Origin of the sequence: Plastoroseomonas hellenica (assembly GCF_018129085.1) — a bacterium.
Classification (GTDB): Bacteria; Pseudomonadota; Alphaproteobacteria; order Acetobacterales; family Acetobacteraceae; genus Plastoroseomonas; species Plastoroseomonas hellenica.
On the sequence record NZ_JAAGBB010000077.1, the window covers coordinates 1 to 21,238 of the forward strand.

Consider the following 21,238-nt stretch of genomic DNA (forward strand, 5'->3'; position numbering starts at 1 on the left):
GGCGGCGTGGGGGCGGGGGCCGGCGGTGGCGCGGCTTGCGTGCCGCCGCCCGGCCGCTGCGGCGGGGGCAGGGTGCCCTGGGTGCCGAGGGAGGATTGCCCCAGGGCCGGCGCGCCGATGCCCGCGATGAGGAGGAGAACCAGGAGATGCCGCATGGGGCATGGTCTCCCCCACGCCACCCGCCGCGGTCAAGCGCCCTGCGATAACGGATGGTCAGAGGGTGACGATCTGTCCCGCACCGACCGCGGCGAGGAAGGTCGCGACCCCGGCGCGCTCCACCCCGGCGGCGAGGCCCGCCTCGCGCAGGCCCTCGGCGGCGAGGCCCGCCTCGCAGGCGATCATCCGGACGCCGAGCTCACGCGCGGCCGGCAGCAGGGTCGCGATGCCGGCGACGCCCCGCGACACCAGCAGCGCCTCGCGCGGATCGGCGGCCAGCAAGGGGTCCGCCAACAGCAGCCGGCAGCCGGCATTGGTGGCGAACAGCGTGACGTCGCGCCCGAGCGCCGCCGCGCCGGCCGCTATCACCAGGGCGTAATGCGCACGCTCATGCCCGCCGGAGATCAGCAGGATGCCGAGCGCGTTCGCCGGGCGCGCGCTCACGCCGCGCAGACCGGCGCGGGCTCGGCGATGTCGCGGATCGTCGGCTGCTCGCCGCAGAGCGCGCAGGCTGGGTCGCGCTTCAGGCGCACGGTGCGGAAGCGGGCATCGAGCGCATCCCAGAGCAGCAGGCGGCCGGCCAGCGTCTCGCCGATGCCGAGGATGAGCTTCATCACCTCGGTCGCCTGCAGGGTGCCCATGACGCCGGTGACGGCGCCGAGCACGCCGGCTTCCGAGCAGCTCGGCACCAGGCCCTCCGGCGGCATCTCCGGGTGCAGGCAGCGATGGCAGGGGAAAGCCGTGCCGCGATGCGACTGGAAGACCGAAAGCTGCCCCTCGAAGCGCAGCACCGCGGCCGAGACCAGCGGCCGGCCGAGCAGGTGGCAGGCATCGCCCAGCAGGAAGCGCGTCGGGAAATTGTCGGTGCCGTCGCAGGTGATATCGTAGCGCGGGATCAGCTCGCGCGCCGCCGCCGCATCCAGGCGCCGCGCATGCACCTCCACCACCACCTCGGGGTTCAGGGCGCGCAGCGTCTCCGCCGCGCTGTCGGCCTTGCCGCGCCCGATGCGCGCGGTGGTGTGGGCGATCTGGCGCTGGAGATTAGAGAGCTCGAGCGTGTCGTCATCGATGATGCCGATGCGCCCCACCCCCGCCGCCGCGAGATAGAGCGCGAGCGGCGAACCGAGGCCACCCGCCCCCACCACCAGCACCGACGCGGCCCTGAGCTTCGCCTGCCCCTCGGCGCCCACATCGGCGAGCAGGATGTGGCGCGAATAGCGGTGCAGCTCGGCATCGGTGAAGTCGAGGTCCATGGCCCAGCATATGGGCGCGGGGTGGGGGAGGGCGCAAGCCAGGGGGCTCTGCCCCCTGGACCCCCGCCAGGAGCATAGATGGTCGACGTATACGTCGACGGACCTGCTTCACTTGGTGCCCTGGTTGGGAAGGGGTCACACCGCGCGGTCGCGCGGTGTGACCCCTTCCCAACCAGGGCTCTAAAAGTAAACGGGGTGCAGGGGCCTGTAGGCTCCTGCCGGGTGGGGACCGGGGAGGGCAGCGCCCTCCCCGGGCACGCCCTACGCCGCCGCGCGCATCACGCGCGGCCCGAGCAGGGCTGCGGCGGCGGTGGTTACCAGGATCGCCAGCCCGTGCCAGACCAGCGCTTCCAGGGCCGCGTCCAGATGATGGGTCAGGACCAGGCCGACATTGGCGATCGAGGCCGCGGCCAGCCCGCCGAGCGCCGCCACTGGCACCGGCCGCAGTGGCGCCGCGTGCCGCCCGAGCCAAGCCATGGCGAGCGAGAGCGGCAGGCCGAAGCCGAGGATGAAGCCGAGGCAGGGGAAGCTCCAGGTCAATTGCAGCCCTTCGGGGCCGAGCCGCGCGAAGTCCTGCAGGCAGCCCCAGCCGAGATCGGCCAGCCAGAAGCCGAAGGCAGGCAGCGGCAGCAGGGCCCAGCGCGGGTCGCGATCGGGGAAGGAGAGCTGGAAGGCGGCGATCGCGGCGAGCACGCCGGTCAGCCCGGCCGCCGCCATCTGCCTGAGGTCGGGCCCCGCCGCGAGCCGCGCCGCCAGATCGTGGCGCAGCCCGAAACAGGCGACCGCGAGCGCCACGACGATGACGGCGATCGCGAGCCAGCGCATCGCCAGAGTGCAGGGCCCTGGCAGGGGCCGGACCGGCGCCAGGCCGCGCGAGAGTTCCGCGATCAGCTCCTCGGTGCGCATCACGTCCCTTCCCCGCCACCCAGGCGCTTGCGGAGGCTGTGCAGCGCCCTGTGGGTGGCGACCTTCAACGCCCCGACGCTGAGGCCGGAGCGGGCGCTGGCCTCGGCCAGCGAGAGTTCTTCGATCTTCGCCAGTCGCAGCGCGGTCGCCTGGGATGCCGGCAATTCGCCCAGCGCGGCGCGCAGCTCGGCCCGCGCCAGGCCGCGCTCGGCCTCCGGCACGGTGGCACTGGCGATGTGTTCCGCCGCCTCGATCTGCACCTCGCGCGCGGCGCGGCGGCCGCGGCTGCGGCCGCGGTCCAGCGCCCGGCGCTCGGCGATCGCCGCCATCCAGGGGGTGAAGGGCCGCGTGGGATCGTAGGTGGCGCGCACGCGATGCAGCGTCAGCAGCGCATCCTGCACGGCATCCTCGGCCTCTGCCGGGTCGCGCAGGCGGGCATTCGCGATGCCGCGGAGCAAAGGCAGGATCTCCCGCAGCAGCCGGTCATAGGCACGCCCGTCGCCCGCCTGGGCAGCCATCATCAAGGCCGACCAGCGCGTGTCCCGCGCCTCTCGCGCCTCGGCCTTCGCGGCATCCGGCGGCATCGCCCATCCTGGAAAGCGGAGTGTGGTTCCCGACATGGCGATGCTAGCCCGCCCGCAGCGCGGAGGCGACCGGGGGACGTCGCGCCTCCAGCCACTGGGCAAAGAGGGCCATCGCGACGGCGCCGGAGAGCACGAGGACCGGATCGATCCAGGCCGCCTGGTCGGCGAAACGACGCAGCAGCACCGATACCGCCTCCGACAGGAACAACCCGACGCAGAAGACCTGCAGGCTGTGGCGCCCGATCAGCGCCAGCGCATGGCCGATGACATTGCGCATCCAGGGCGCCTCGCGCGGGATCAGCACTGCGCAGAGATAGGCGAGCGCCAGCGCATGCAGCAGCCGGGCCGGCGCCAGCACCTCCTTCCCCTGCACCGCGAGCGCGGCCCAGGCGGGGCCTGCGATCACCCCCTCATCGATCATGCGCGCCCAGAGCCCGGCGGCCAGCGCCAGCGCCGCCAGGGCGATGAGCGCCGGGTGCCGCGGCGCGGCCCGGCCGGTCAGCAACCCGCGCCGCCCCGCGAAGGCGCCGATCATGAAGATGAGCTGCCAGGCCAATGGGTCGAAGGCGATGCCGCTGGCGATGCCCGGGGTTGCGGCCCATCCGAGCTGTGCGGCGCCGTAGAGCAGGAGGGAGGGCAGCAATGCCCAGGCACCGATCCGCTCCACCAGCCAGAGAAAGGGCGCCAGCAGCGCCATGCAGGCCACGAAGACCGGCAGGATGCCCATCTCGGCAGGCTGGTAGAGCATCGCCGCCGCTGCCGGAATCGCGAGGCGTGGCATCTCGAACAGGAAGCCCCAGCCGAGCCGCAACGCTTCCCCGGACACGTCGAGCGTGCGCTCCAGGCCCAGGATGAAGGCGGCCATCAGCAGAAAGACCAGCAGATGGGTGCGCCAGAGGCGGACTGTGCGCGTCAGGATGTCGGCCCGGGCCGTCGCGACACCACTCCGCGCCGCCTTCAGCGTAAAGACGGAGCCGAGCAGCAGGCCGGAGAGCAGCACGAACTGCTCCGAGCTGTCGGAAACGCCCCAGGCGGCATGGATGCCCCAGGCCATGACGCTGCCGGCGCAATGCGCGACGAAGATCGAGACCTGCATCCAGCCGCGCAGGATATCGAGGCGCAGGTCGCGTGGCGGCCGAATCAGGGTTGCCTTCGTCTGGTGCGGCCGATTCAGACCTTCGCGCCATTCGGCGCTCCGGTCATCGGACGCGCTCATGTTTGTCTGGTGCGGCCGATTCAGACCTTCGCGCCATTCGGCGCTCCGGTCATCGGACGCGCTCACGCCGGCACCGCCACGCCGCGCCCGGTGACGCGATGGAACAGCGCGAGGAGCTGGTCCCGCCGCAGCACCGCGACCAGCAGCCCGGCCGCCCAGGTGACGCAGGCTTCCCTGAACAGCACGCCGCCATCGCCATAGGGATCGATGCCGAGCGGGCTGACGACATGGAAGAAGATGGCGCCGCTCATGACACCCATCGCCAGCAGCCCGCCGAGGCCCTGGGTGCGCGGGATCAGCACCAGGACGGCGGCGACCATCTCCATGATGCCGACGCCGATGCGCATCACCTTCTCGTGGCCGTGGAAGCCGAGCCAATCGGTCAGCACGGTGAAGAGATGGACCGAGCCCGGATTGCCGGTGAGCTTGTACTGCTCGTAGTGCAGCAGCTCCCAGGCGATCCAGAGGGCGGCGAGCCAGGCGAGCAGGCGCAGGTGGCGAAGCGGCGACGCGGTCACGGCGATCTCCTCTCGGGTCGTCCTGGCCTTCGCCGCCGCGTAGCCATCGGTTACGCGCCCCCTCCCGCAGCATGCCGCTTTGCGGCAGGCTTCCTGCCGGCATTGCGGAGAAGCGGGTGATGACGGATGCGGAGATCGAGGCCCTGGCCAAGGCGCGCGGGCTGGAGCGCGCCTGGCGCGATCACCCGGCGGATGTGCGGGAGGCGGTGATCCAGGCCGCCCGCATCGGCGCTGCCTTCACCCGCCCGGCCGATCCCGCCGCCGAGCCGATGCCCGCGCATGCGGTGCGCCAGTCTTGAGCGCACCTTTCACGCTGGCGACGGCGGCCGAAGCGATCGCCGCGAAGCGCCTTTCACCGGTCGAGCTGCTGGCCGATTGCCGTGCTCGCAGCGAGGTGCTGCAGCCGAAGCTGCACGCTTTCGTGCTGGAGCTCTGGGACAGCGCCGCGGCCGATGCCCGTGCCGCGGAGGCCGAGATCGCGCGGTCCGGCCCGCGCTCGCCGCTGCATGGCGTGCCGGTCGGGATCAAGGACATCATCGACCTCGAGGGGCAGGTGACGACCTGCCATTCGCGCATCCTGCTCGACAACCGCCGCGCCGCGGATGCGGCGGTGACGGCGAAGCTCCGCGCCGCCGGCGCCATCTTCCCCGGCAAGCTCGCGACGCATGAATTCGCGATCGGCGGCCCGGCCTTCGACCTGCCCTTCCCGCCAGCGCGCAACCCCTGGAACCCGGGGCATCACCCCGGCGGCTCCTCCTCCGGCTCCGGCGCCGCGGTGGGCTCGGGCCTGCTGCCGGCGGCGCTCGGCACCGATACCGGCGGCAGCGTGCGGCATCCGGCGAGCCATTGCGGCATCGTCGGGCTGAAGCCGACCTATGGGCTGGTGTCGCGGCGTGGCGTCTTCCCACTGGCCTTCACCTTGGACCATGTGGGACCGATGACCCGCACGGTCGCCGACAACGCCATCCTGCTGAACGCCATCGCCGGGCACGACCCTGAGGACCCCGGCAGCGCCGCGCATCCGCCCGAGGATTTCGCCCGCGATCTCGGCCGCGGGCTGAAGGGGTTGCGCATCGGCTTCGTCCGGCATTTCCACGAGACCGACCAGCCCGCGCATCCGGAGATGGCGGCGGCGCTGGAACAGGCCGCCCGCCTGCTGGCCGCCGAGGGCGCCCTGGTGCGCGACGTGACACTCCCGAGCCTGAACGAGTTCGCCGGCGTCAACCGCACCATCCTGACCAGCGAAGCCGCCGCGACCCATGAGCCCTGGCTGCGCGAGCGGCCCGGCGACTACGCCCATGTCACCCGCCGGCGCCTGCTGCCCGGCCTCTTCATCACCGGTCCCGACTACGTGCAGGCGCAGCGCCGGCGCCGCCAGCTCGTCGCCGCGGTGGAAGCTGCCTTCGCGGAGGTCGACCTGCTGCTCACCGCCAGCTCCATGGATCCGGCCTGCCGCATCGACGACGCGGCGGAGGTGGAGCGCACCTATCCGCGCCAGGCGCGCACCCCCTTCAACGTCACCGGGCATCCGGCGGTGACCTTGCCGGCCGGGCTCTCGGCCGATGGCCTGCCGCTCTCGATCCAGCTCGTCGGGCGCTATTTCGGCGATGCGGCGCTGCTCGGTGCGGCCGCGGGCTATGAGCGGGCGGCGCCCTGGACGCTGCCGGCCCTCGGCTGACCGGAGGGAGGGGCCGGGCCGCTGGGACGGGCCGGCCTCCCCCGTAGGGGTCCCAGTGTCCCAGCAGTGTTTTCGGGCTGGGACAGCGCATGCGGGCTGTCCCAGACTGTCCCAGCTGCGAAACCCAGCTCATGCCTTGCTGGGACGCCGGGACAGGCCCCGCAGCGTCCCAGCCGTCCCAGTGCGCCCACCCGTGCTGAATCGCGATCCCGCCCAGCACGGATTGGCACCCCCCGGACAATTCCGCCCCGTGGCGATCTGCTCTATCCATCCTGGATGCCGAGGGACCAGGAAACCGCCATGCTGCCGCTCGCCGGGATGAAGATCGTCGAGCTGGGGCACTACATCGCCGCCCCCTTCGCCACCCGCCTGCTCGCCGATCTCGGCGCCGAGGTCATCAAGGTGGAACCGCCGGAGGGCGATCCGGTCCGCGGCTGGGGCAGCGCCGTCGACGGCAACCCGGTCTGGTTCAGCGTGCACGGGCGCAACAAGCTCTCCGTCACGCTCGACCTGAAATCGCCGGACGACCGCGCCAAGCTGCTCCGCCTCTGCGGCCGCGCCGATGCGCTGGTCGAGAATTTCCGACCCGGCTACCTGGAGCGCATCGGCCTGGGGCCGGAGGCGCTGCACGGGGTGAACCCGCGCCTCGTCATCGCGCGCATCTCCGGCTATGGCCAGGACGGGCCCTATCGGGACAAGCCCGCCTTCGGCGCGATCGGGGAGGCGATGGGCGGGCTCCGTCACCTCACCGCCAATCCCGGCCAGACGGAATTCCCGCCGCCACGCTGCGGCGTCTCGATCAGCGACGACCTGGCCGGCATCTATGCCGCGCTGGCGCTGGTCTCGGCCTGCTGGGGCATCAAGGGCAATCCGGCCGCGAAGGGCCGCATCGTCGATGTCGACCTCGTCTCCTCGGTCTTTTCGCTGATGGAGGGCATGCTGCCGGAATACGGGCTGTTCGGCTGGGTGCGGCAGCCGCAGGGTGCTGCGATCAAGACCGCGGCGCCGACCAACACCTATCCCTGCGCCGACGGCAAGTGGCTCTGCATCGCCGGCAATTCCGACCTGATCTTCCGCCGCCTGATGACGGCGATCGGCCAGCCCGGCATGGCCGCGGATCCGCGCTTCGCCAACAACGCGCTCCGCTGCGAGAACGTCGCCGAGCTCGACGCCGCGATCGCCGCCTGGACGCGCGGCGTCCCCGCCGCCGAGGCCGAGGCGGTGCTGGAAGCGGCGGAGGTGCCGTGCTCCCGCCTCTATGACATGGCCGATTGCGCGACCGACCCGCATTTCCGCGCCCGCTCGATGGTGATGGAGGTCGCGGACCCGCTGCTTGGCCGGGTGCTGCATCCGGCCGCGCCCTTCCGCTTCGACGGCGTCAGCCCGGAGGCGATGCTGCGCTGGACCGGCCCTGCCGCCGGCGCCCACAACCACCATGTCTTCGGGGAATTGCTGGAGCGCGATGACGTGAGGCCAATGGCCGGAACGCCTGAATCGCGCGACCCACACGCAGGGCAGAAGGACGCCTGAGATGCACGACACCGTCACCATCAGCGAGGTCGCGCCACGCGACGGCCTGCAATCCGTCGGCCCCTTCCTGGCGACCGAGGCGAAGATCGCGCTCGTCGCCGCACTCCATGAGGCCGGGCTGCGCCGCGCCGAGATCGGGTCCTTCGTCTCGCCCAAGGCGATCCCACAGATGGCGGATACACCGGCCGTGCTGGCGGCGGCGAAGCGGCTCCCGGATTTCGAATGCACCGTGCTGGTGCCGAACCGCCGCGGCTTCGAGGCGGCGCTGGAGCATCGCCCGCACCGCATCGGCCTCTTCATGTCGGTGACCGAAAGCCACAACAAGGCCAATGTGAACCGCACGCGGGAGGAGAGCTTCGCCGACCTCAGCGCCATCACGCGAGAGGCGCTGGAGCAGGGGTTCAAGGTGCGCTTCAATCTCTCCTGCTGCTTCCACTGCCCCTTCGAGGGCGTGGTGCCGGAGGCGACGACGCTCGACTGGGTGGGCCGCGCCGCGGCGCTCGATCCGAACATCGAGATCGCGATCTGCGACACCACCGGCAATGCGGCGCCGGACCAGGTTGGCCGCATCTTCCGCCAGGCGATGGCGAGCTGGGGCGACCGCTTCGCCTTCCACGGGCATGACACCTACGGCATGGGTGTCGCCAATGTCGCGGCCGCCTTCGCGGCGGGCTGCCAGGTCTTCGACAGCGCTGCCGGCGGCATCGGCGGCTGCCCCTTCGCGCCGGGTGCGACGGGCAATGTCGCGACCGAGGACGTGGCCTGGCTGTTCAAGCGCATGGGGATTGCCACGGGGATCGACATCGCGGCCCTGCTGAAGGCGGCCGATGCCGCTGCCGCGGTGCCGGGCGCGGTGCCGGGCGGACGGCTCCGCGCCGTGCCTGCGGTGAGGAATATTTAGATTTAATATTGCCCTCAAGCGCCGGCCTGTTCGCGGCCGCGGCCGGCATCGGTCATGAGCCTAGCGTTTTCCTCAGCAAGGCAAAGAAGCCGTCGGCATCGAGGGTTTCGAGCAGCCGCGCATTCGTGGGCTGCCGCAGGCGGCCCCAACGGTCGATCACCGTCCGTCCGCGCGATGGGCCCGGCCCGAGATCCACCGCCACATGCACCTCCCGCGTCGTGAAGAGGTGCGGCGCGACCAGCCAGGCGACGGCGCAGGGGTCGTGCAGGGCATGTCCCGCGCCGCCGAAACGGCGCGAAGGCGGCACGGCCGCCATGATGTCGCAGGCCGCGCGGAGGGGGGCGCCGCCACCCGATGCCCGCAGGGCGGCGATCCGCGCCGGCGTACAGAGCGCCTGCGCGGTCAGCTCCAGCGTTGCCAGCGTGACCGGGCGTCCGCTCGCCAGCAGCATGGCCAGCGCCTCAGGGTCGGCGAAGGCGTTGAATTCGGCCGCGGGGGTCCAGTTGCCCTCGGCCCAGGCGCCGGACATCAGCACGATCTCCGCGACCCCCTGGGCGAGCGCCGGCTCGGTCGCCAGAGCGAGGGCCAAATTGGTTGCCGGCGCGATGCCCATCAACGTGATGCTGCCCGGCTGAGCCGCGCGCAGCACCGTGCGAATGGCGTCCGCAGCGATGCCGGGCGTGGCGGGCGGGCCTTCCGGCAGCGTCAGGCCTGCCAAGCCGTCATCGCCATGCACGGCCCGTTCGGCGGCGAAGGCGCCGAGCAGCGGCCGCGCCGCGCCCGCGACCACCGGAACCACGCGCCCGCCCAGCCCGACCAGCGCACGCGCATTCGCCAAGGCGCGCTCCAGCCTGACATTCCCGCCGGCGACCGTCACCAGCCGCACATCGAGCTCCGGCGAGGCCAGGGCCAGCAGGAAGGCAATGGCGTCGTCGGTGCCGGGGTCGCAGTCGAGGACGACAGGGCGGGGCGGCGGCATGCGCACTCCGTTGCTGCAGCGCCGCCAAGATGCCACGCTGCGGCTCCCTCGACCAACTGGCCTTCCCATGGATTTCTGGCAGGACTTCGTCGCCACACCGGCCCCGGCGGGGCCCTGGCGGGATCGCTACCCGGCGCGCATGCCGGATGGCACCAGCCTGATCCTGCCGCTCCGCGATTATGGCGAGATCGGCGTGGCCGGGCTGATCGCCAACCAGGCCTCCTTCGCCGTGCTGCGCAGGCTGGCGTGCTGGATGGCAGACGCCGCGGCACCGCTGCAGCCGGACGTGGTGGTCGGCATGCCCAGCCTCGGCCATGTCTTCGGGCCGCTGGTCGCGGAGGCGCTCGGTCACAGCAACTGGGTGGCACCCGGCTATTCGCGCAAGCGCTGGTATGACGAGGCGCTGTCCGTGCCGGTCGCCTCCTCCACCGCGCCGGCGCCGCGCGCCTTGTGGCTGGATCCGCGCATCCGCCACCGCCTGGAAGGCCGCCGCGTGCTGCTGCTGGACGATGTGATCTCCAGCGGCAGCTCGGCGCTCGCCGGGCTTGCGCTGCTGCAGCGCGCGGGCATCCGCCCCATCGCGCTGCTGGTCGCGATGGCGCAGGGCGATCGCTGGCACGCAGCCTGGCCCACCGAGATCCCGGTGCGCGCCGCCTTCGCCACGCCGCTCTTCGATCGCGCCGATGGCGGCTGGGTGGAGCGGCCCGGCACCGCCCCCCTGGCTACCTGCCCGCTGATGCCGCAAAGGGATGCCGCGTAATCGCGCCGCGTCAGGCGGATCTCGACGCGGCGGAATCCGCATCGAGGAAGAGCGGCTTCGCCCCAGGATCGACCGCGATGCCCGCCGCGCGAAGCGAAGCGAGCAGCTCCGTCTCCGGCAGCCGGAGATAGCGGACGAGCAGTTGCGCATAGAGACCCATGAAGACAGCGCCATGGCCGTCGCCCTCACCGTCATGGGTGCTACTCATCGCATGGGCGATCTCGTGCAGCAGCACCCAGGACGGGAAGACTTGCGGCAGCCGGATGCAAAGCCGCGTGGCATCGCCGAGGCATCGCCGCGCCTGGGGCGGCAGCGTCTCCGCCCGCGGCGGGTAGCGCAGCCCCTGCTCGGCCCAGATCGCATCGATCATGCCCTGGGCGGCCGCGAAACCCACGCTGCCGGGATCACGCGGCGCGACCACCCGATCCTCCCAGGCATAGACGCGGCCGCGCTGGGCGTCGCGCGCCGTCAACTCCCAATGAGTCCGCCGCGCCCGCCCGCGACCGGCCGGCCGAGGTTCACCCGGTCCCCCGCTGCCTGGCCCTGCCGGAAGGCGGCGCCGTGGCCGGCAAGGCGCGTCCAGCCGCCGGAGGTGAGCCGGGTGCCGGTCTCGCGGAAGGCGTCCTCGACCACCTGGTGCTTGACCACCATCAGCGCGGTGCCGGTGGAGCGCTGCGCCGCCACCCGCTGCTCCCGCTCCGCATGCATCCGGTCGAGCCGGTCCGCGACCCGGATCGCCATGCCCTGCTGGAAGGCGGTGGAGGCGCGGCGCAGGAGCAGGCCGGCCAGCGCGGGGCTGCGTTGCCGGTAGGCCTGCACCTCATCGCGGATCGCACGGTCGATCACCTCATAGAGGTAGCGGGCGAGGGCCGCATCCGCCTCGAAGCCGAAGAAGACATAGCAGGGCTCGCCATTGTCCCGTGCCAGCCAGACCTTGCAGTCGCAGAACCGGGCGATGGAGGGAACGCAACTGTCGATCGGGCGGCGCTTCTGGCCGCCCAGCGGCACCTCCACCTCGACGCAGCGCGCCGCGCGGACATCGATCTCCTCCATCGAGAGGGCGTAGCGCTCGAGCAGGCGGCCCACCATCTCGGCCGCCGCCATCGCCTCCGCCTCCGTGCAGCCGTTGGACACGGTCCTCTCGGCCAAGGCCTTGATGCGGGCCTTCACCTTCTCAAGCTCATCCGATTGGCTCAGGGCAGCCCCCCTTCAAGAAACGCCGCCCTGAGATGGGCAGGGACCCGGAACCCGCAATCCCGCGCCGTGGCCTACCCGATCGGCTACTTCCACATCGATATTGCGGAACTGCAGACAGCCGAAGGCAAGAGGCTCGATCCACTCCAGGAAATGTCGGGACTAAACATCTAGGCCAGCCAGTCCGGCGGAATCTCGATCAGCGGCTGCTCCGGCCGGGCCGCCAGGTCATCCAACAGCGCCAACGCCTGATCGGGGACCAGGCGCTTCAGCTCGGGCGCCTCGCGCCAGCGATCCCAGGGCGATGTCTCGCGGCCGTTCAGCACGTAATGGTCGCGCAGCACATTCACCTTCACGAACCACAAGCCCGTCACATCGCCATGGCCGAAGGCGCTGGGGGCGGCCTCCGCCCGGCGGCACGCCTGCCACGCCTCTCCCGCCGAGAGGAAGAAGCGGCGCGGCACATCGGCCGCATCGAAGGCGATCCGGTTCCTCTGCCGCAGCATCCCGTCGATCTGGGCATCGCTCAGGCGCCATGTCCCGGCCTTCGCATCCCAGTATTCGCAGACCCAGTGATCTTCCCATTCCCCGGCGAAATAGGCCGCGAAGCCGCAGCGCACGCGAGCCGGAACGCCCTTGCAGCGCAGGAAGCCGCAAAGCAGGAGCGCGAAATCGCGGCAGGTTCCGGCGGATCGCCGCTCGGCCGGCCGCCATGCCTGAAGGGGCTGCGGGTCTCTCCTCAGCACATCCTCCAGCCGCTCCGCGACCGGCAAAGTCCGTCGCGCCGATGCGTCGAACTGCGTGGCGTCGAGGCCGTATTCCCTCACCCAATCGGCGTGCAGGAGCACGCCCTGGATGATCCCGTTGAGCGGCCCGATCCCGACCGGAAGCGCTGCGATCGCATCGGCATGACGACCCGGATCGGACATCGGGCTTTGGGCGATCCAGCGTTCCGCATCTTCCATCCAGGTGATTCCATCCGAACAGGATCTGCTCTGGCAGCCCTTCAATCCGCCGGCAGCCAGACCGAGAATTTCGCGCCGGAGCCTTCCTGGCTCTCGATCGAGAGCTGGCCGCGGTGACGGATCACGATGTGCTTCACGATGGCGAGGCCGAGGCCGGTGCCGCCGGCATTGCGGCTGCGCCCCTTGTCCACGCGGTAGAAGCGCTCGGTCAGGCGCGGGATATGCTCCTTCGGGATGCCAGGGCCGTCATCCTGCACGCTGATGGTCACGCCGCCGCGGGCGGCGGGCGCCACGGTCAGCACCGCCTCCCCGCCCTCGCGGCCATGGCGGACGGCGTTCTCCACGAGGTTGCGCATCACCTGCGCGATCTGTTCGGCATCGGCCGGCCGCGCCACCGCACTGTCCGGCAGGTCGAGCACCAGCCGCACGCGGCGGGCGGCCAGGATCGGCGCCAGCGCCTCGGCTTCGGCGCGGGCGATCTGGGCGATATCGGCGCTGCCCTTCGGCGCCTGGTGCTCGATCAGCTCGATGCGGGAGAGGCCGAGCAGGTCGTCGATCAGCCGCCGCATGCGCTCCGCCTGCTCGGCCATGATGCCGAGGAAGCGGGTGCGCGCGGCGGCGTCATCCTCGGCCGGGCCGCGCAGCGTCTCGATGAAGCCGATCAGGCTCGCCAGCGGCGTGCGCAGCTCATGGCTGGCATTGGCGACGAAATCGGCGCGCATCCGTTCCACCGCACGTTCGCGCGTGCGGTCGGAGAGCACCAGCATCAGCTCCCCGCCATCGGCGAGCGGCGGCGCCATCGGGATGACCTGGGCGGCGAGCTCGCGCGCCACCGGCACCGGCAGCATGATGTCGGCGCTGCAGGGCGCGCCGTCGCGGAGCGCCTGGTCCACCGCATCGGCCAGCACCGGATGGCGCAGCAGCGCCGCCGCATCGCCCGGCCGCGGCGCGGTGCCGAGCCCGAGCACGCGCCGCGCCGCGTCATTGGCGCGCAGCAGCGCGCGGTCGGCGGAGAGCACCAGCAACGGGTCGGGCAGGGATTCGATGATGGTCGCGTCCGACCGCCGCAGCCGCTCCACCAGCTCCCCGCGCTCGGCGAGGCTGCGGGCCAGGCGCGTCACCCGGTCGGCCACCTCCCGCACCGCCGGCAGCAGCTTGGTGTCGTCGAGCAGTGGCACGTCGATCCGCCGCTCGGCGCCATCCAGCCGTTCCGCCAGCCGAAGGAGGTTGCCGAGCCAGAGCCGCGCCACATAGCCGGCGCCGAGCAGGGTGGCGCCGAGCGCCGCCAACCCCGGCCCCGGCGCCAGATGCCCTGCCGCCATCAGCGCCAGCAGCGCCACACCGGGCACGCCCCCGATCAGGGCGGTCGAACGCAGCCAGCGGATCGCCGGCGGTCTCGGGCCGAGCACCGACGTTCAGAAGCCAGCGACGCCGGGCATGGGCGCGGGGTCGATCACCGTGGCATCGCCCGAGGGCTCCATCCGGAACAGCGCCAGCCCGCGCAATGCGGTGCCGTCCTGCATGAGGCGGATCGGCCCGTCGGCGCCCGCGAAGACATCGCCGCCGGCGACATCGCCATTGTTGCTGACGACCGCCCTGGCCGCGATGCCGGCCGCGTCATAGGCGACGCCGGCGAGCCGCGGCGGGCGCTGGCCGAAGGCCGATTCGAAGCGCTGCTCGAACCGGCTGCGGGCCCGCGGGTCTGGGGCCGCGAAGGTGGCGCCCTGCAGCGCGGCCTCGTTCGCGAGCCCGCCATCCTGCGCCCAGAGCGCATGTCCCAGGATGCGCAGCGGCGGCACCGGCAGGCCGCCGGCCACCAGCCCCGCCGCATAGACCCGGGCGGCCGGCCCGGCAAAGCCGATGATCACGGCGTCCAGCCCCTCCGGCCCGACGGTCGCCGCGAGTTCGCGCGCCGCGGCGCCGGGTTCGTTGCGGGCCGGGTGCAAGGCGATGGTGGGCGGCGGCAGCGAGAGCTCATTCGCCACCTCCCGCAGGGCCTGGGCCAGGGCGCGGCCGAAGGCATCGTCCCGCGCGCCGAGGCCGATCCGACGCGCCCCGGCACTGGCGGCGGCCCCCACCACCCGGCGGACCTGCTGGGCCGGGGTGACGCCCATCGTCCAGATGCCCGCGCCGCCCTGCGCGGCATCGTTGGTGAAGGCCAGCACCGGCACCCGGGCGCTTCGCGCCGAGACCGATACGGCCGAGGCCTCGGCAGCGGTCAGCGGCCCCACGATGATGCGCGCCCCGTCGCTGATCGCACTCCGCGCCGCTTCCGCCGCGCCGCCGGTGGTGCCGCGGGTGTCCTGCAGGACGAAATCGACGCCGGGGTTGCCATTCTCGAACAAAGCGAGCTCCGCCGCCTGCTGCATGGCACGCCCCAAGGCCGCCTGCTGGCCGGAGAGCGGCAGCAGCAGGGCGACCCGGGTGCGCGGCGGCTCCGGCTGCGCCTGGAAGGCGAAGCCGGTCTGCGGCCCAGGTCGGGGTTGCCCTCCGCAGGCGGCCAGCGCCACAAGGGCGAGCAACGCAAGGGAGCGGCGCATTGGACGAAGCTGGGTCAGCAGGGACAGCGGCCTCACAGGCGGGGGATCCTCCCGTTGCTCCGGCATCGCTGCCGGGTCTCATTCTCGTCGCGACGCCGATCGGCAATCTCGGCGACCTCTCGCCACGCGCCCTCGACACCCTCCGCACCGCCGACGCGGTGCTTTGTGAGGATACCAGGGTAACGGGCGCGATGCTCGCACGGCATGGCGTTTCCGTGACCCTGCTTGCTTTGCACGACCACAATGAGGGGGCGCAAGCCCCCCGGCTCGTCGAGCGCTTGCTGGGCGGCGCCCGGCTGGCGCTGGTGTCCGATGCCGGCACGCCGCTGGTGAGCGACCCCGGCTACCGGCTGGTCAGGGCCGCGATCGCGGCCGGCGTGCCGGTCGGCGCCATCCCCGGGCCGAACGCGGCGGTGATGGCGCTGACGCTCTCCGGCCTGCCGCCGCATCCCTTCCTGTTCCTGGGCTTCCTGCCGGCGAAGGCGGCGGCGCGCGCCGCCGAGATCGCGCGGATCGCGGCGGTCGAGCGCGCCGGCCTTGCCGTCACGCTGATCCTCTATGAAGCGCCGCATCGCGCCGCGGAGGCACTGGCCGCGCTCGCCGAAGGGCTCGGCCCCGGCCGCCCGGCGGCGCTGGCCCGCGAAATGACCAAGCGTTTCGAGGAAGTGCGGCGCGGCACCCTCGCGGCCCTGGCGCAGGGCGCGGAGGCCGATCCGCCACGCGGCGAGATCGTGCTGGTCGTCGGGCCGCCTGAAGCCGGCCTCGCCGAGGCGGCGGCGGAGGCGACGCTGGAGGACCAGCTCTCCGCCGCGCTCGCGTCCGGCCTGTCGGTGCGCGACGCCGCCGCGATGGTCGCGGAGGCGACCGGCCTGCCGCGCAAGCAGGTCTATGCTGCAGCGCTCGCCCTGGCCGCGCGCTGAAGCGCCCCCCTGATACAAACGGCACGAGTGTTTTACTCGTGCCGAGCGCCCGAATGGGCGCCGCCGGTAGTCCGGCGAAGCCAAGCTGCGCGGATGCGCAGCGCCCGGCGACTGAGGGGGTGTTGATCGCTCTTCGATCAACACCGCCGTATCAGTGGCTGGCGCCGTCGAACTTCACCGGCGACAGCGCATCGGGATCGACGCCTTCCAGGCAGCGGACATTGATCGCGGCCATCGGCGTGCCGTCCGGCAGCGCGCCGCGGGTGAAGGAAGCGACGCCGCAGGTCGCGCAGAACAGATGCTGGAGCACGCGCTTGTTGAAGCGGTACTCCGTCAGCCGGTCCTCACCCTGGAGCAGGGTGAAGCGCGTCGCCGGCACGAAGCTGAGCATGCTGCCGCGCATCCGGCAGAGCGAGCAGTTGCAGGTGATCACCTGCGCCAGGTCGCTCTCTGCCTCGAAGGCCACGGCACCGCAATGGCAGCCGCCCTTCCATGTCCTGGTCTCGGCCATCGGTCCCTCCCGGTTCGCCGCACTCTATCCCGTTCCTCGCCCGCCGGGAGGGATCACCTCGCCAGGAGGTCGCATTCCCATTCTTGAACAAAAAGGGAACATTGGCCATTATCCGCGGCCAAAGCGCGGGGATCCCATGTGGAGCAGGACGGAAGGTCGGGGGCGCGACATCATCTTCATCCATGGCTGGATGATGGATCACCGCGACGAGGTGCGGACCTATGAGCCCATCTTCGCCGGCGCGGCGGGCTGGCGGCGGCACTATTTCGACCTGCCCGGCATGGGCCGCAGCCCGGCGCGGCCGGACATCCGGGACATGGACGGCATGCTGGCGGCCCTCCTCGAGGCGATCGACGCCCTCATCGGCGGCGGCCGCTTCCTCCTCGCCGGCACCTCGGCCGGGGGGTATCTGGCCCGCGGCGTGGTGGCGCGCCTCAGCGCGCGCATCGACGGCCTGTTGCTGCGGGCGCCGCTGGTCATCCCCCCGGATGGCTGGCGCGATGTCGATCCGGTCAGCCCGATCCTCAGCGATGCCGCGGCCCTGGGTGCCGTCCCCGAGGCCGAGAGAGCGGCGCTGGGCGAGGTCCTCGTCCAGACGCCCGCCTATATCCGGGCGCTGCGCGAGAAGATCTGCGACGCCGTCGCCCCGGCATCGGCCCTGGCCGATGCCGCCTTCCTGTCCCCGATCCGGCAAGACGCCTGCCGCTACAGCTTCTCCTTCGATCCTGACGCCGTGCGGGTCCTCTTCCCCGGCCCCAGCCTGGTCGTTGCCGGCCGCCATGACGACAGCGTCGGGTATCGGGATGCGTGGCGCCTGGCGGGGAAGCTGCCGCGATCGACCTATGCCGTCATCGACCGGGCCGAGCACGGGCTGCCGATCGACCAGCAGGACCTTTTCGCGGCCCTGGTGCGCGACTGGCTGGCGCGCGTCGCGGAGGCGCGGCCCGGGCCTTGAGAACCCTGCGCCGGCGCTTTTTTCAGCGCAGCAGGGCTGGCAGCATGGCATCGAGGCGGAGGCGCCCTTCGGAGGTGGCGACCAGGCGCGAGCCTTGCCAGGCGAGGTAGCCTTCGGCGAGGCAGGCCTCCAGCATCGCGGCGTCCACCGTCTGCGCGAAGGGCAGGGCGCTGCGCGCCTCGACGCGCGCGGGGTCGATGCCTTCGGCCAGCCGCAGCCCCATCAGCAACGCCTCCCGCGCGCGGTCGGACGGCGACAGCGTCTCCTCCTCGGTCACCGCATGGCCATCGCGCTCGACGCGGGCGAGCCATTCCTCGGGCCCGCGGTGCCGCCGCGCCGCGAGCATCGCGCCATCCAGCAGCAGGCGCTGATGCGCGCCGGCGCCGATGCCGATGTAGTCGCCATAGCGCCAGTATTGCAGGTTGTGCCGGCTCTCGGCGCCTGGCCGGGCGTAGTTCGACACCTCATAGGGTGCGAGGCCGAAGCCCGCCGCTTCCTCTGCCGTCGCGACATAGAGGCGTGCCGCATCCTCATCCTCGGGCAGCCGGAAGTCGCCGCGCGCGTATTGCGTCGCGAAGCGCGTCCCGGGCTCGATCGTGAGCTGGTAGAGCGAAAGGTGGTCGGCCGCCAGCGCCAGCGCCCGGCGCAGCTCGGCCCGCCAGGCGGCCTCGGTCTGGCCGGGCCGGGCATAGATCAGGTCGAAGGAGAGGCGCGGGAAAATACCGCGCGCCAGCTCCAGCGCCGCGATCGCCTGGGCGGCATCATGCTGGCGGCCGAGGAAGCGCAGCGGCGCCTCCTCCAGCGATTGCACGCCGAGCGAGACGCGGTTCACGCCGGCCGCGGCGAAGTCGCGGAGCTTCGCGGCCTCGACGCTGGTGGGATTGGCTTCCAGCGTGATCTCGATGTCGGGTGCCGCGTCGAACAGCGCCCGGGCATCGGCGATGAGGTCGGCCACCGCCTGCGGCGGCATCAGGCTCGGCGTGCCGCCGCCGAAGAAGATGGAAGCGAGCGGCCGGCGCCCGACCCGCGCCGCTTCCCGCGCCAGCTCCCGCCGCAGCGCGGCGCCGAAGCGCGCGCCGTCCACCCGGTCCCGCACATGCGAGTTGAAGTCGCAGTACGGGCATTTCGAGGCGCAGAAGGGCCAGTGCACATAGAGCGCGAGGGGTTCCATCGCAGGTGATCTAGGCTTTCCAGGCTCCGGGCGCCACGGCCGCCCGGCTGACAGCACCGGATCTTGCCGCCATGATCCGCGCCGCAGCGGGGAATGTACGATGTCGGAACAAGGCGGGTCGGTGGAACGGGTGCGGGCGGCGCTGCTGGCGGCGGGGCATCCTGACCGCATCGCGGCCTTCCCGGACGGCACCCGCAGCGCCGCCGATGCCGCTGCCGCGGTCGGCTGCGCCGTCGCGCAGATCGCCAAATCCATCGTGTTCCGCGCGGGCAGCCGGCCGGTGCTGGTCGTCGCCTCCGGCACCAACCGGGTGGACATGGCCAAGGTGGCGGCGGCGACGGGCCTTGCCGTGAAGCGGGCCGACGGCGCCTGGGTGCGCGATGTCACCGGCTTCGCGATCGGCGGCGTCGCGCCAGTCGGGCATCTGACGCCACCGGTCGTGCTGCTCGACCGCGACCTGCGCGCGCATGACCGGCTCTGGGCCGCTGCGGGATCGCCCATGCATGTGTTCGAAACCGATCCGGAGGCGCTCCGCCGCCTGACCGGCGCCGATTTCATCGATGTCGCCGAGGCCGCGTGATGGCGCCGAAGATCGCGGCGCTCTACGGCGCCCTGGCCGGGCTGCTGTTCTTCGCCCTGACGCTCGGCGTCTTCCAGGCCCGGACGCGCGCCCGGGTGATGATCGGCGACGGCGGCGACCGGACCCTGCTGCGCGCCAGCCGCGCCCATGCCAATTGCGCCGAATATGTGCCGATCACCCTGCTGCTGCTGGCGTTGGCCGAGATGACCGGCGCGCCTGCCCTGCTGCTGCATGCCGTCGGGATCGCGCTGCTGGTGGGGCGTGCCATCCACGCCTTCGGCATCCGCCAGGAGCCGGAGCCCGTCATCTTCCGCATGATCGGCATGGGGCTGACGCTGGTCGCGCTGACCGGCGCGATCCTGGGCGCGGCATTCGGCGCATTCAGCTAGCTGCGGGATCCCGCATCGTCGCGAGGATCGCGCCGCCCACGGCCAGGAAGACCAGCACCGTCGCCATGCCGGCGCGCTGGCTGCCGGTCGCCTCCGTCACCGCGGCAAGCACCGCGGGACCCAAAAAGCCCGTCACCCGGCCGGACAGCGCGAAGAGGCCGAAATGCGCCGTGACCTCGTCCGACGGCGCCATCCGCGCCATCAGCGCGCGGGACGCCGCCTGGGCGGGGCCGACGAAGATGCCGAGCAGCAGCGCCAGCACCCAGAACACCACCTGGCCCGACGCGAGCACCAGCGCGGTGCCGAGTGCGACCAGCGCCGCGAGCGCGATCAGCACCGTGCGGCGCGAGCCGATCCGGTCCTCGATCAGGGCGAAGAGCGCGGCGCCGAGCCCCGCCGTCACGTTCAGCGCGATGCCGAAGATCATGATCTCGGTGAAGGAGAGGCCGTAGACGCCGGCCGCGAAGATCGCTCCGAAGGCGAACAGCGTGTTCAGCCCGTCGGTGTAGAAAAGCCGCGCCACCAGGAAGCGGGCCAGCGCCGGGCGCCGCGGCAGCGCCCGCAGCAGCGCGCCGACCTCCGCGAGGCCGGCGCGTGCCGCCTGGCCCCAGGGCGGGCGTTCGGCCGCCGGCGGATCGGGCAGCACCGCCAGCACCGGCCAGCCGAAGACCAGCATCCAGGCCGCGACCACCAGCGCCGTCGCGCGCAGATGCTCCGCCGCGCCGCGGTCGAGCCCGAAGGGCGGATGCTCCGGCATCGCGAAGCCGAGCGCGATCGCGAGGCAGCAGAGCCCGCCGGCATAGCCGAGGCCCCAGGCCAGGCCGGAGACGCGCCCATAGCGCGCCGGCGTCGCCACCAGCGGCAGCATGGAATTGTAGAAGACGGTGCCGAGCTCGAAGCCGATGGTCGCTATGCCGACCGCGACGAGCAGCAGCGGCGCGGAGGCCGGCACCGGTGTCGCGAACCAGACCAGCGCCGTCGCCGCCGCGGTCACCACGGTGCAGAGGAACAGCATCAGCCGCCGCCTGCCGCCGGCATCGGCTACCGCGCCGGCGACCGGCGCCAGCACCGCGATCGCGATGCCGGCGAGCGTCTGCATCCAGCCCCATTGCGCCTGGCCGGTCACCGGATCCGGCGCGATCCCCTGAGTGAAGTAGGCGGCGATCACGAAGGTCGAGACCACCGTCGGAAACGCCGAATTCGCCCAGTCGTAAAGCGCCCAAGAAAGCGCTTTACGAGTCATATGGAGTCCTCAGGCGCCGGCGGCCGCATCCGCGGCCTTGGCTTGCGCGCGGCCGGGTGCGCACCCGGCGCGACGGTTGGTCGCGCGCGGGCCGCATTCGCGGCCTCGGTCTGCATCGGCTTCGCCTCGCAGCCCGGCCTTTCCGGTGGCGGCCTGCGGCCGCGAGAGCGCTCGCCAAGGTCCATGCCGCAGGTCAGACCAGCGTCGCCAGGGCACGTGCCGCCACGGTGACGCCGGCGAGGTCGGCGCTCGCGGCCGCGTCGCGCGCCAGCGCGGCCGCCGCTTCGGC

The 21,238-nt window shown here is 72.3% G+C and carries 24 protein-coding genes; 9 read left to right on the forward strand and 15 right to left on the reverse strand.

The genetic code is table 11. The features are described 5' to 3' along the window. Positions 1-213 precede the first annotated feature (213 nt). The 6 genes from GXW71_RS31800 to GXW71_RS31825 form a co-directional block, all read right to left on the reverse strand. Positions 214-600 carry a DsrE family protein gene (locus tag GXW71_RS31800; protein WP_211857392.1) on the reverse strand — a complete coding sequence of 129 codons (387 nt, stop codon included), beginning with the start codon at positions 598-600 and terminating at the stop codon, positions 214-216. Further along, on the reverse strand, positions 597-1,409 hold the full coding sequence (locus GXW71_RS31805; protein WP_211857393.1) for a HesA/MoeB/ThiF family protein: 813 nt from the start codon (positions 1,407-1,409) through the stop codon (positions 597-599). Before GXW71_RS31805 ends, GXW71_RS31800 begins: the two co-directional genes overlap by 4 nt. A 261-nt stretch (positions 1,410-1,670) precedes the next feature. Further along, positions 1,671-2,315, reverse strand: a complete 645-nt coding sequence (locus GXW71_RS31810) for an NrsF family protein (protein WP_211857394.1) — start codon at positions 2,313-2,315, stop codon at positions 1,671-1,673. Then, positions 2,315-2,899: an RNA polymerase sigma factor gene (locus GXW71_RS31815; RefSeq protein WP_211857397.1), complete on the reverse strand. Its 585-nt coding sequence runs from the start codon at positions 2,897-2,899 to the stop codon at positions 2,315-2,317. Before GXW71_RS31815 ends, GXW71_RS31810 begins: the two co-directional genes overlap by 1 nt. A 43-nt stretch (positions 2,900-2,942) precedes the next feature. After that, positions 2,943-4,115: an OpgC domain-containing protein gene (gene opgC / locus GXW71_RS31820; protein WP_211857398.1), complete on the reverse strand. Its 1,173-nt coding sequence runs from the start codon at positions 4,113-4,115 to the stop codon at positions 2,943-2,945. Positions 4,116-4,177: 62 nt separating this feature from the next. Further along, the gene (locus GXW71_RS31825) at positions 4,178-4,633 is read right to left on the reverse strand and encodes a hypothetical protein (protein WP_211857409.1); all 456 of its coding nucleotides are present in this window, start codon (positions 4,631-4,633) and stop codon (positions 4,178-4,180) included. 119 nt (positions 4,634-4,752) lie between these two features. On the opposite strand from GXW71_RS31825, the gene GXW71_RS31830 reads away from it, so the two are divergent. From GXW71_RS31830 to GXW71_RS31845, 4 genes are all read left to right on the forward strand, one after another. Further along, entirely contained in the window at positions 4,753-4,932 is a 180-nt protein-coding gene (locus GXW71_RS31830; protein ID WP_211857411.1) for a hypothetical protein, read from the forward strand. Beyond that, positions 4,929-6,311 carry an amidase gene (locus GXW71_RS31835; RefSeq protein ID WP_211857413.1) on the forward strand — a complete coding sequence of 461 codons (1,383 nt, stop codon included), beginning with the start codon at positions 4,929-4,931 and terminating at the stop codon, positions 6,309-6,311. Before GXW71_RS31830 ends, GXW71_RS31835 begins: the two co-directional genes overlap by 4 nt. 300 nt (positions 6,312-6,611) lie before the next feature. Then, a complete protein-coding gene (locus GXW71_RS31840; protein ID WP_246527073.1) occupies positions 6,612-7,841 on the forward strand; it encodes a CaiB/BaiF CoA transferase family protein in 1,230 nt (409 codons plus the stop codon). 1 nt (position 7,842) lies between these two features. Next, positions 7,843-8,742, forward strand: a complete 900-nt coding sequence (locus GXW71_RS31845; RefSeq protein ID WP_211857419.1) for a hydroxymethylglutaryl-CoA lyase — start codon at positions 7,843-7,845, stop codon at positions 8,740-8,742. Between the two features lie 52 nt (positions 8,743-8,794). Here the strand turns inward: GXW71_RS31845 and GXW71_RS31850 are convergent, their stop codons facing one another. Further along, on the reverse strand, positions 8,795-9,721 hold the full coding sequence (locus GXW71_RS31850) for a nucleoside hydrolase (protein WP_211857421.1): 927 nt from the start codon (positions 9,719-9,721) through the stop codon (positions 8,795-8,797). Positions 9,722-9,788: 67 nt separating this feature from the next. Here GXW71_RS31850 and GXW71_RS31855 point away from each other — a divergent pair, with 67 nt between their 5' ends. Further along, positions 9,789-10,481 (forward strand): phosphoribosyltransferase, encoded by a 693-nt coding sequence (locus GXW71_RS31855; RefSeq protein WP_211857423.1) that lies wholly within the window; start codon positions 9,789-9,791, stop codon positions 10,479-10,481. Positions 10,482-10,491: 10 nt separating this feature from the next. On the opposite strand, the gene GXW71_RS31860 is transcribed toward GXW71_RS31855, so the two are convergent. The 5 genes from GXW71_RS31860 to GXW71_RS31880 all read right to left on the reverse strand — a co-directional run bounded on the left by GXW71_RS31860 (position 10,492) and on the right by GXW71_RS31880 (position 15,216). Further along, positions 10,492-10,953, reverse strand: coding sequence for a hypothetical protein (locus tag GXW71_RS31860; protein WP_211857425.1), 462 nt, complete (start codon positions 10,951-10,953; stop codon positions 10,492-10,494). Continuing rightward, positions 10,950-11,651, reverse strand: a complete 702-nt coding sequence (locus GXW71_RS31865; protein WP_367617406.1) for a DUF7168 domain-containing protein — start codon at positions 11,649-11,651, stop codon at positions 10,950-10,952. The genes GXW71_RS31860 and GXW71_RS31865 overlap by 4 nt, the downstream gene beginning before the upstream one ends. 194 nt (positions 11,652-11,845) lie before the next feature. Beyond that, the gene (locus tag GXW71_RS31870) at positions 11,846-12,640 is read right to left on the reverse strand and encodes a transglutaminase domain-containing protein (RefSeq protein ID WP_211857427.1); all 795 of its coding nucleotides are present in this window, start codon (positions 12,638-12,640) and stop codon (positions 11,846-11,848) included. A gap of 41 nt (positions 12,641-12,681) precedes the next feature. Further along, positions 12,682-14,049, reverse strand: coding sequence for an ATP-binding protein (locus GXW71_RS31875; RefSeq protein ID WP_367617407.1), 1,368 nt, complete (start codon positions 14,047-14,049; stop codon positions 12,682-12,684). A gap of 6 nt (positions 14,050-14,055) precedes the next feature. Further along, positions 14,056-15,216, reverse strand: a complete 1,161-nt coding sequence (locus tag GXW71_RS31880; protein WP_211857430.1) for a penicillin-binding protein activator — start codon at positions 15,214-15,216, stop codon at positions 14,056-14,058. Between GXW71_RS31880 and rsmI the strand changes: the two genes are divergently transcribed. Continuing rightward, entirely contained in the window at positions 15,180-16,100 is a 921-nt protein-coding gene (gene rsmI / locus GXW71_RS31885) for a 16S rRNA (cytidine(1402)-2'-O)-methyltransferase (protein ID WP_211857432.1), read from the forward strand. The two genes, GXW71_RS31880 and rsmI, sit on opposite strands and share 37 nt — an antisense overlap. A 151-nt stretch (positions 16,101-16,251) precedes the next feature. On the opposite strand, the gene GXW71_RS31890 is transcribed toward rsmI, so the two are convergent. Next, entirely contained in the window at positions 16,252-16,611 is a 360-nt protein-coding gene (locus GXW71_RS31890) for a GFA family protein (protein ID WP_211857434.1), read from the reverse strand. A 136-nt stretch (positions 16,612-16,747) separates the two neighbouring features. Here GXW71_RS31890 and GXW71_RS31895 point away from each other — a divergent pair, with 136 nt between their 5' ends. Beyond that, positions 16,748-17,566, forward strand: a complete 819-nt coding sequence (locus GXW71_RS31895; protein WP_211857436.1) for an alpha/beta fold hydrolase — start codon at positions 16,748-16,750, stop codon at positions 17,564-17,566. A 22-nt stretch (positions 17,567-17,588) separates the two neighbouring features. On the opposite strand, the gene hemW is transcribed toward GXW71_RS31895, so the two are convergent. Continuing rightward, positions 17,589-18,737, reverse strand: a complete 1,149-nt coding sequence (gene hemW, locus GXW71_RS31900; RefSeq protein ID WP_211857438.1) for a radical SAM family heme chaperone HemW — start codon at positions 18,735-18,737, stop codon at positions 17,589-17,591. A gap of 100 nt (positions 18,738-18,837) precedes the next feature. Here hemW and GXW71_RS31905 point away from each other — a divergent pair, with 100 nt between their 5' ends. Together GXW71_RS31905 and GXW71_RS31910 are read left to right on the forward strand one after the other, a co-directional pair. Beyond that, positions 18,838-19,317 (forward strand): YbaK/EbsC family protein, encoded by a 480-nt coding sequence (locus GXW71_RS31905; protein WP_211857440.1) that lies wholly within the window; start codon positions 18,838-18,840, stop codon positions 19,315-19,317. Continuing rightward, positions 19,317-19,706 carry an MAPEG family protein gene (locus GXW71_RS31910; RefSeq protein WP_211857442.1) on the forward strand — a complete coding sequence of 130 codons (390 nt, stop codon included), beginning with the start codon at positions 19,317-19,319 and terminating at the stop codon, positions 19,704-19,706. The genes GXW71_RS31905 and GXW71_RS31910 overlap by 1 nt, the downstream gene beginning before the upstream one ends. On the opposite strand, the gene GXW71_RS31915 is transcribed toward GXW71_RS31910, so the two are convergent. Beyond that, positions 19,699-20,949: an MFS transporter gene (locus GXW71_RS31915; protein ID WP_211857449.1), complete on the reverse strand. Its 1,251-nt coding sequence runs from the start codon at positions 20,947-20,949 to the stop codon at positions 19,699-19,701. The two genes, GXW71_RS31910 and GXW71_RS31915, sit on opposite strands and share 8 nt — an antisense overlap. Positions 20,950-21,238: the final 289 nt, after the last annotated feature.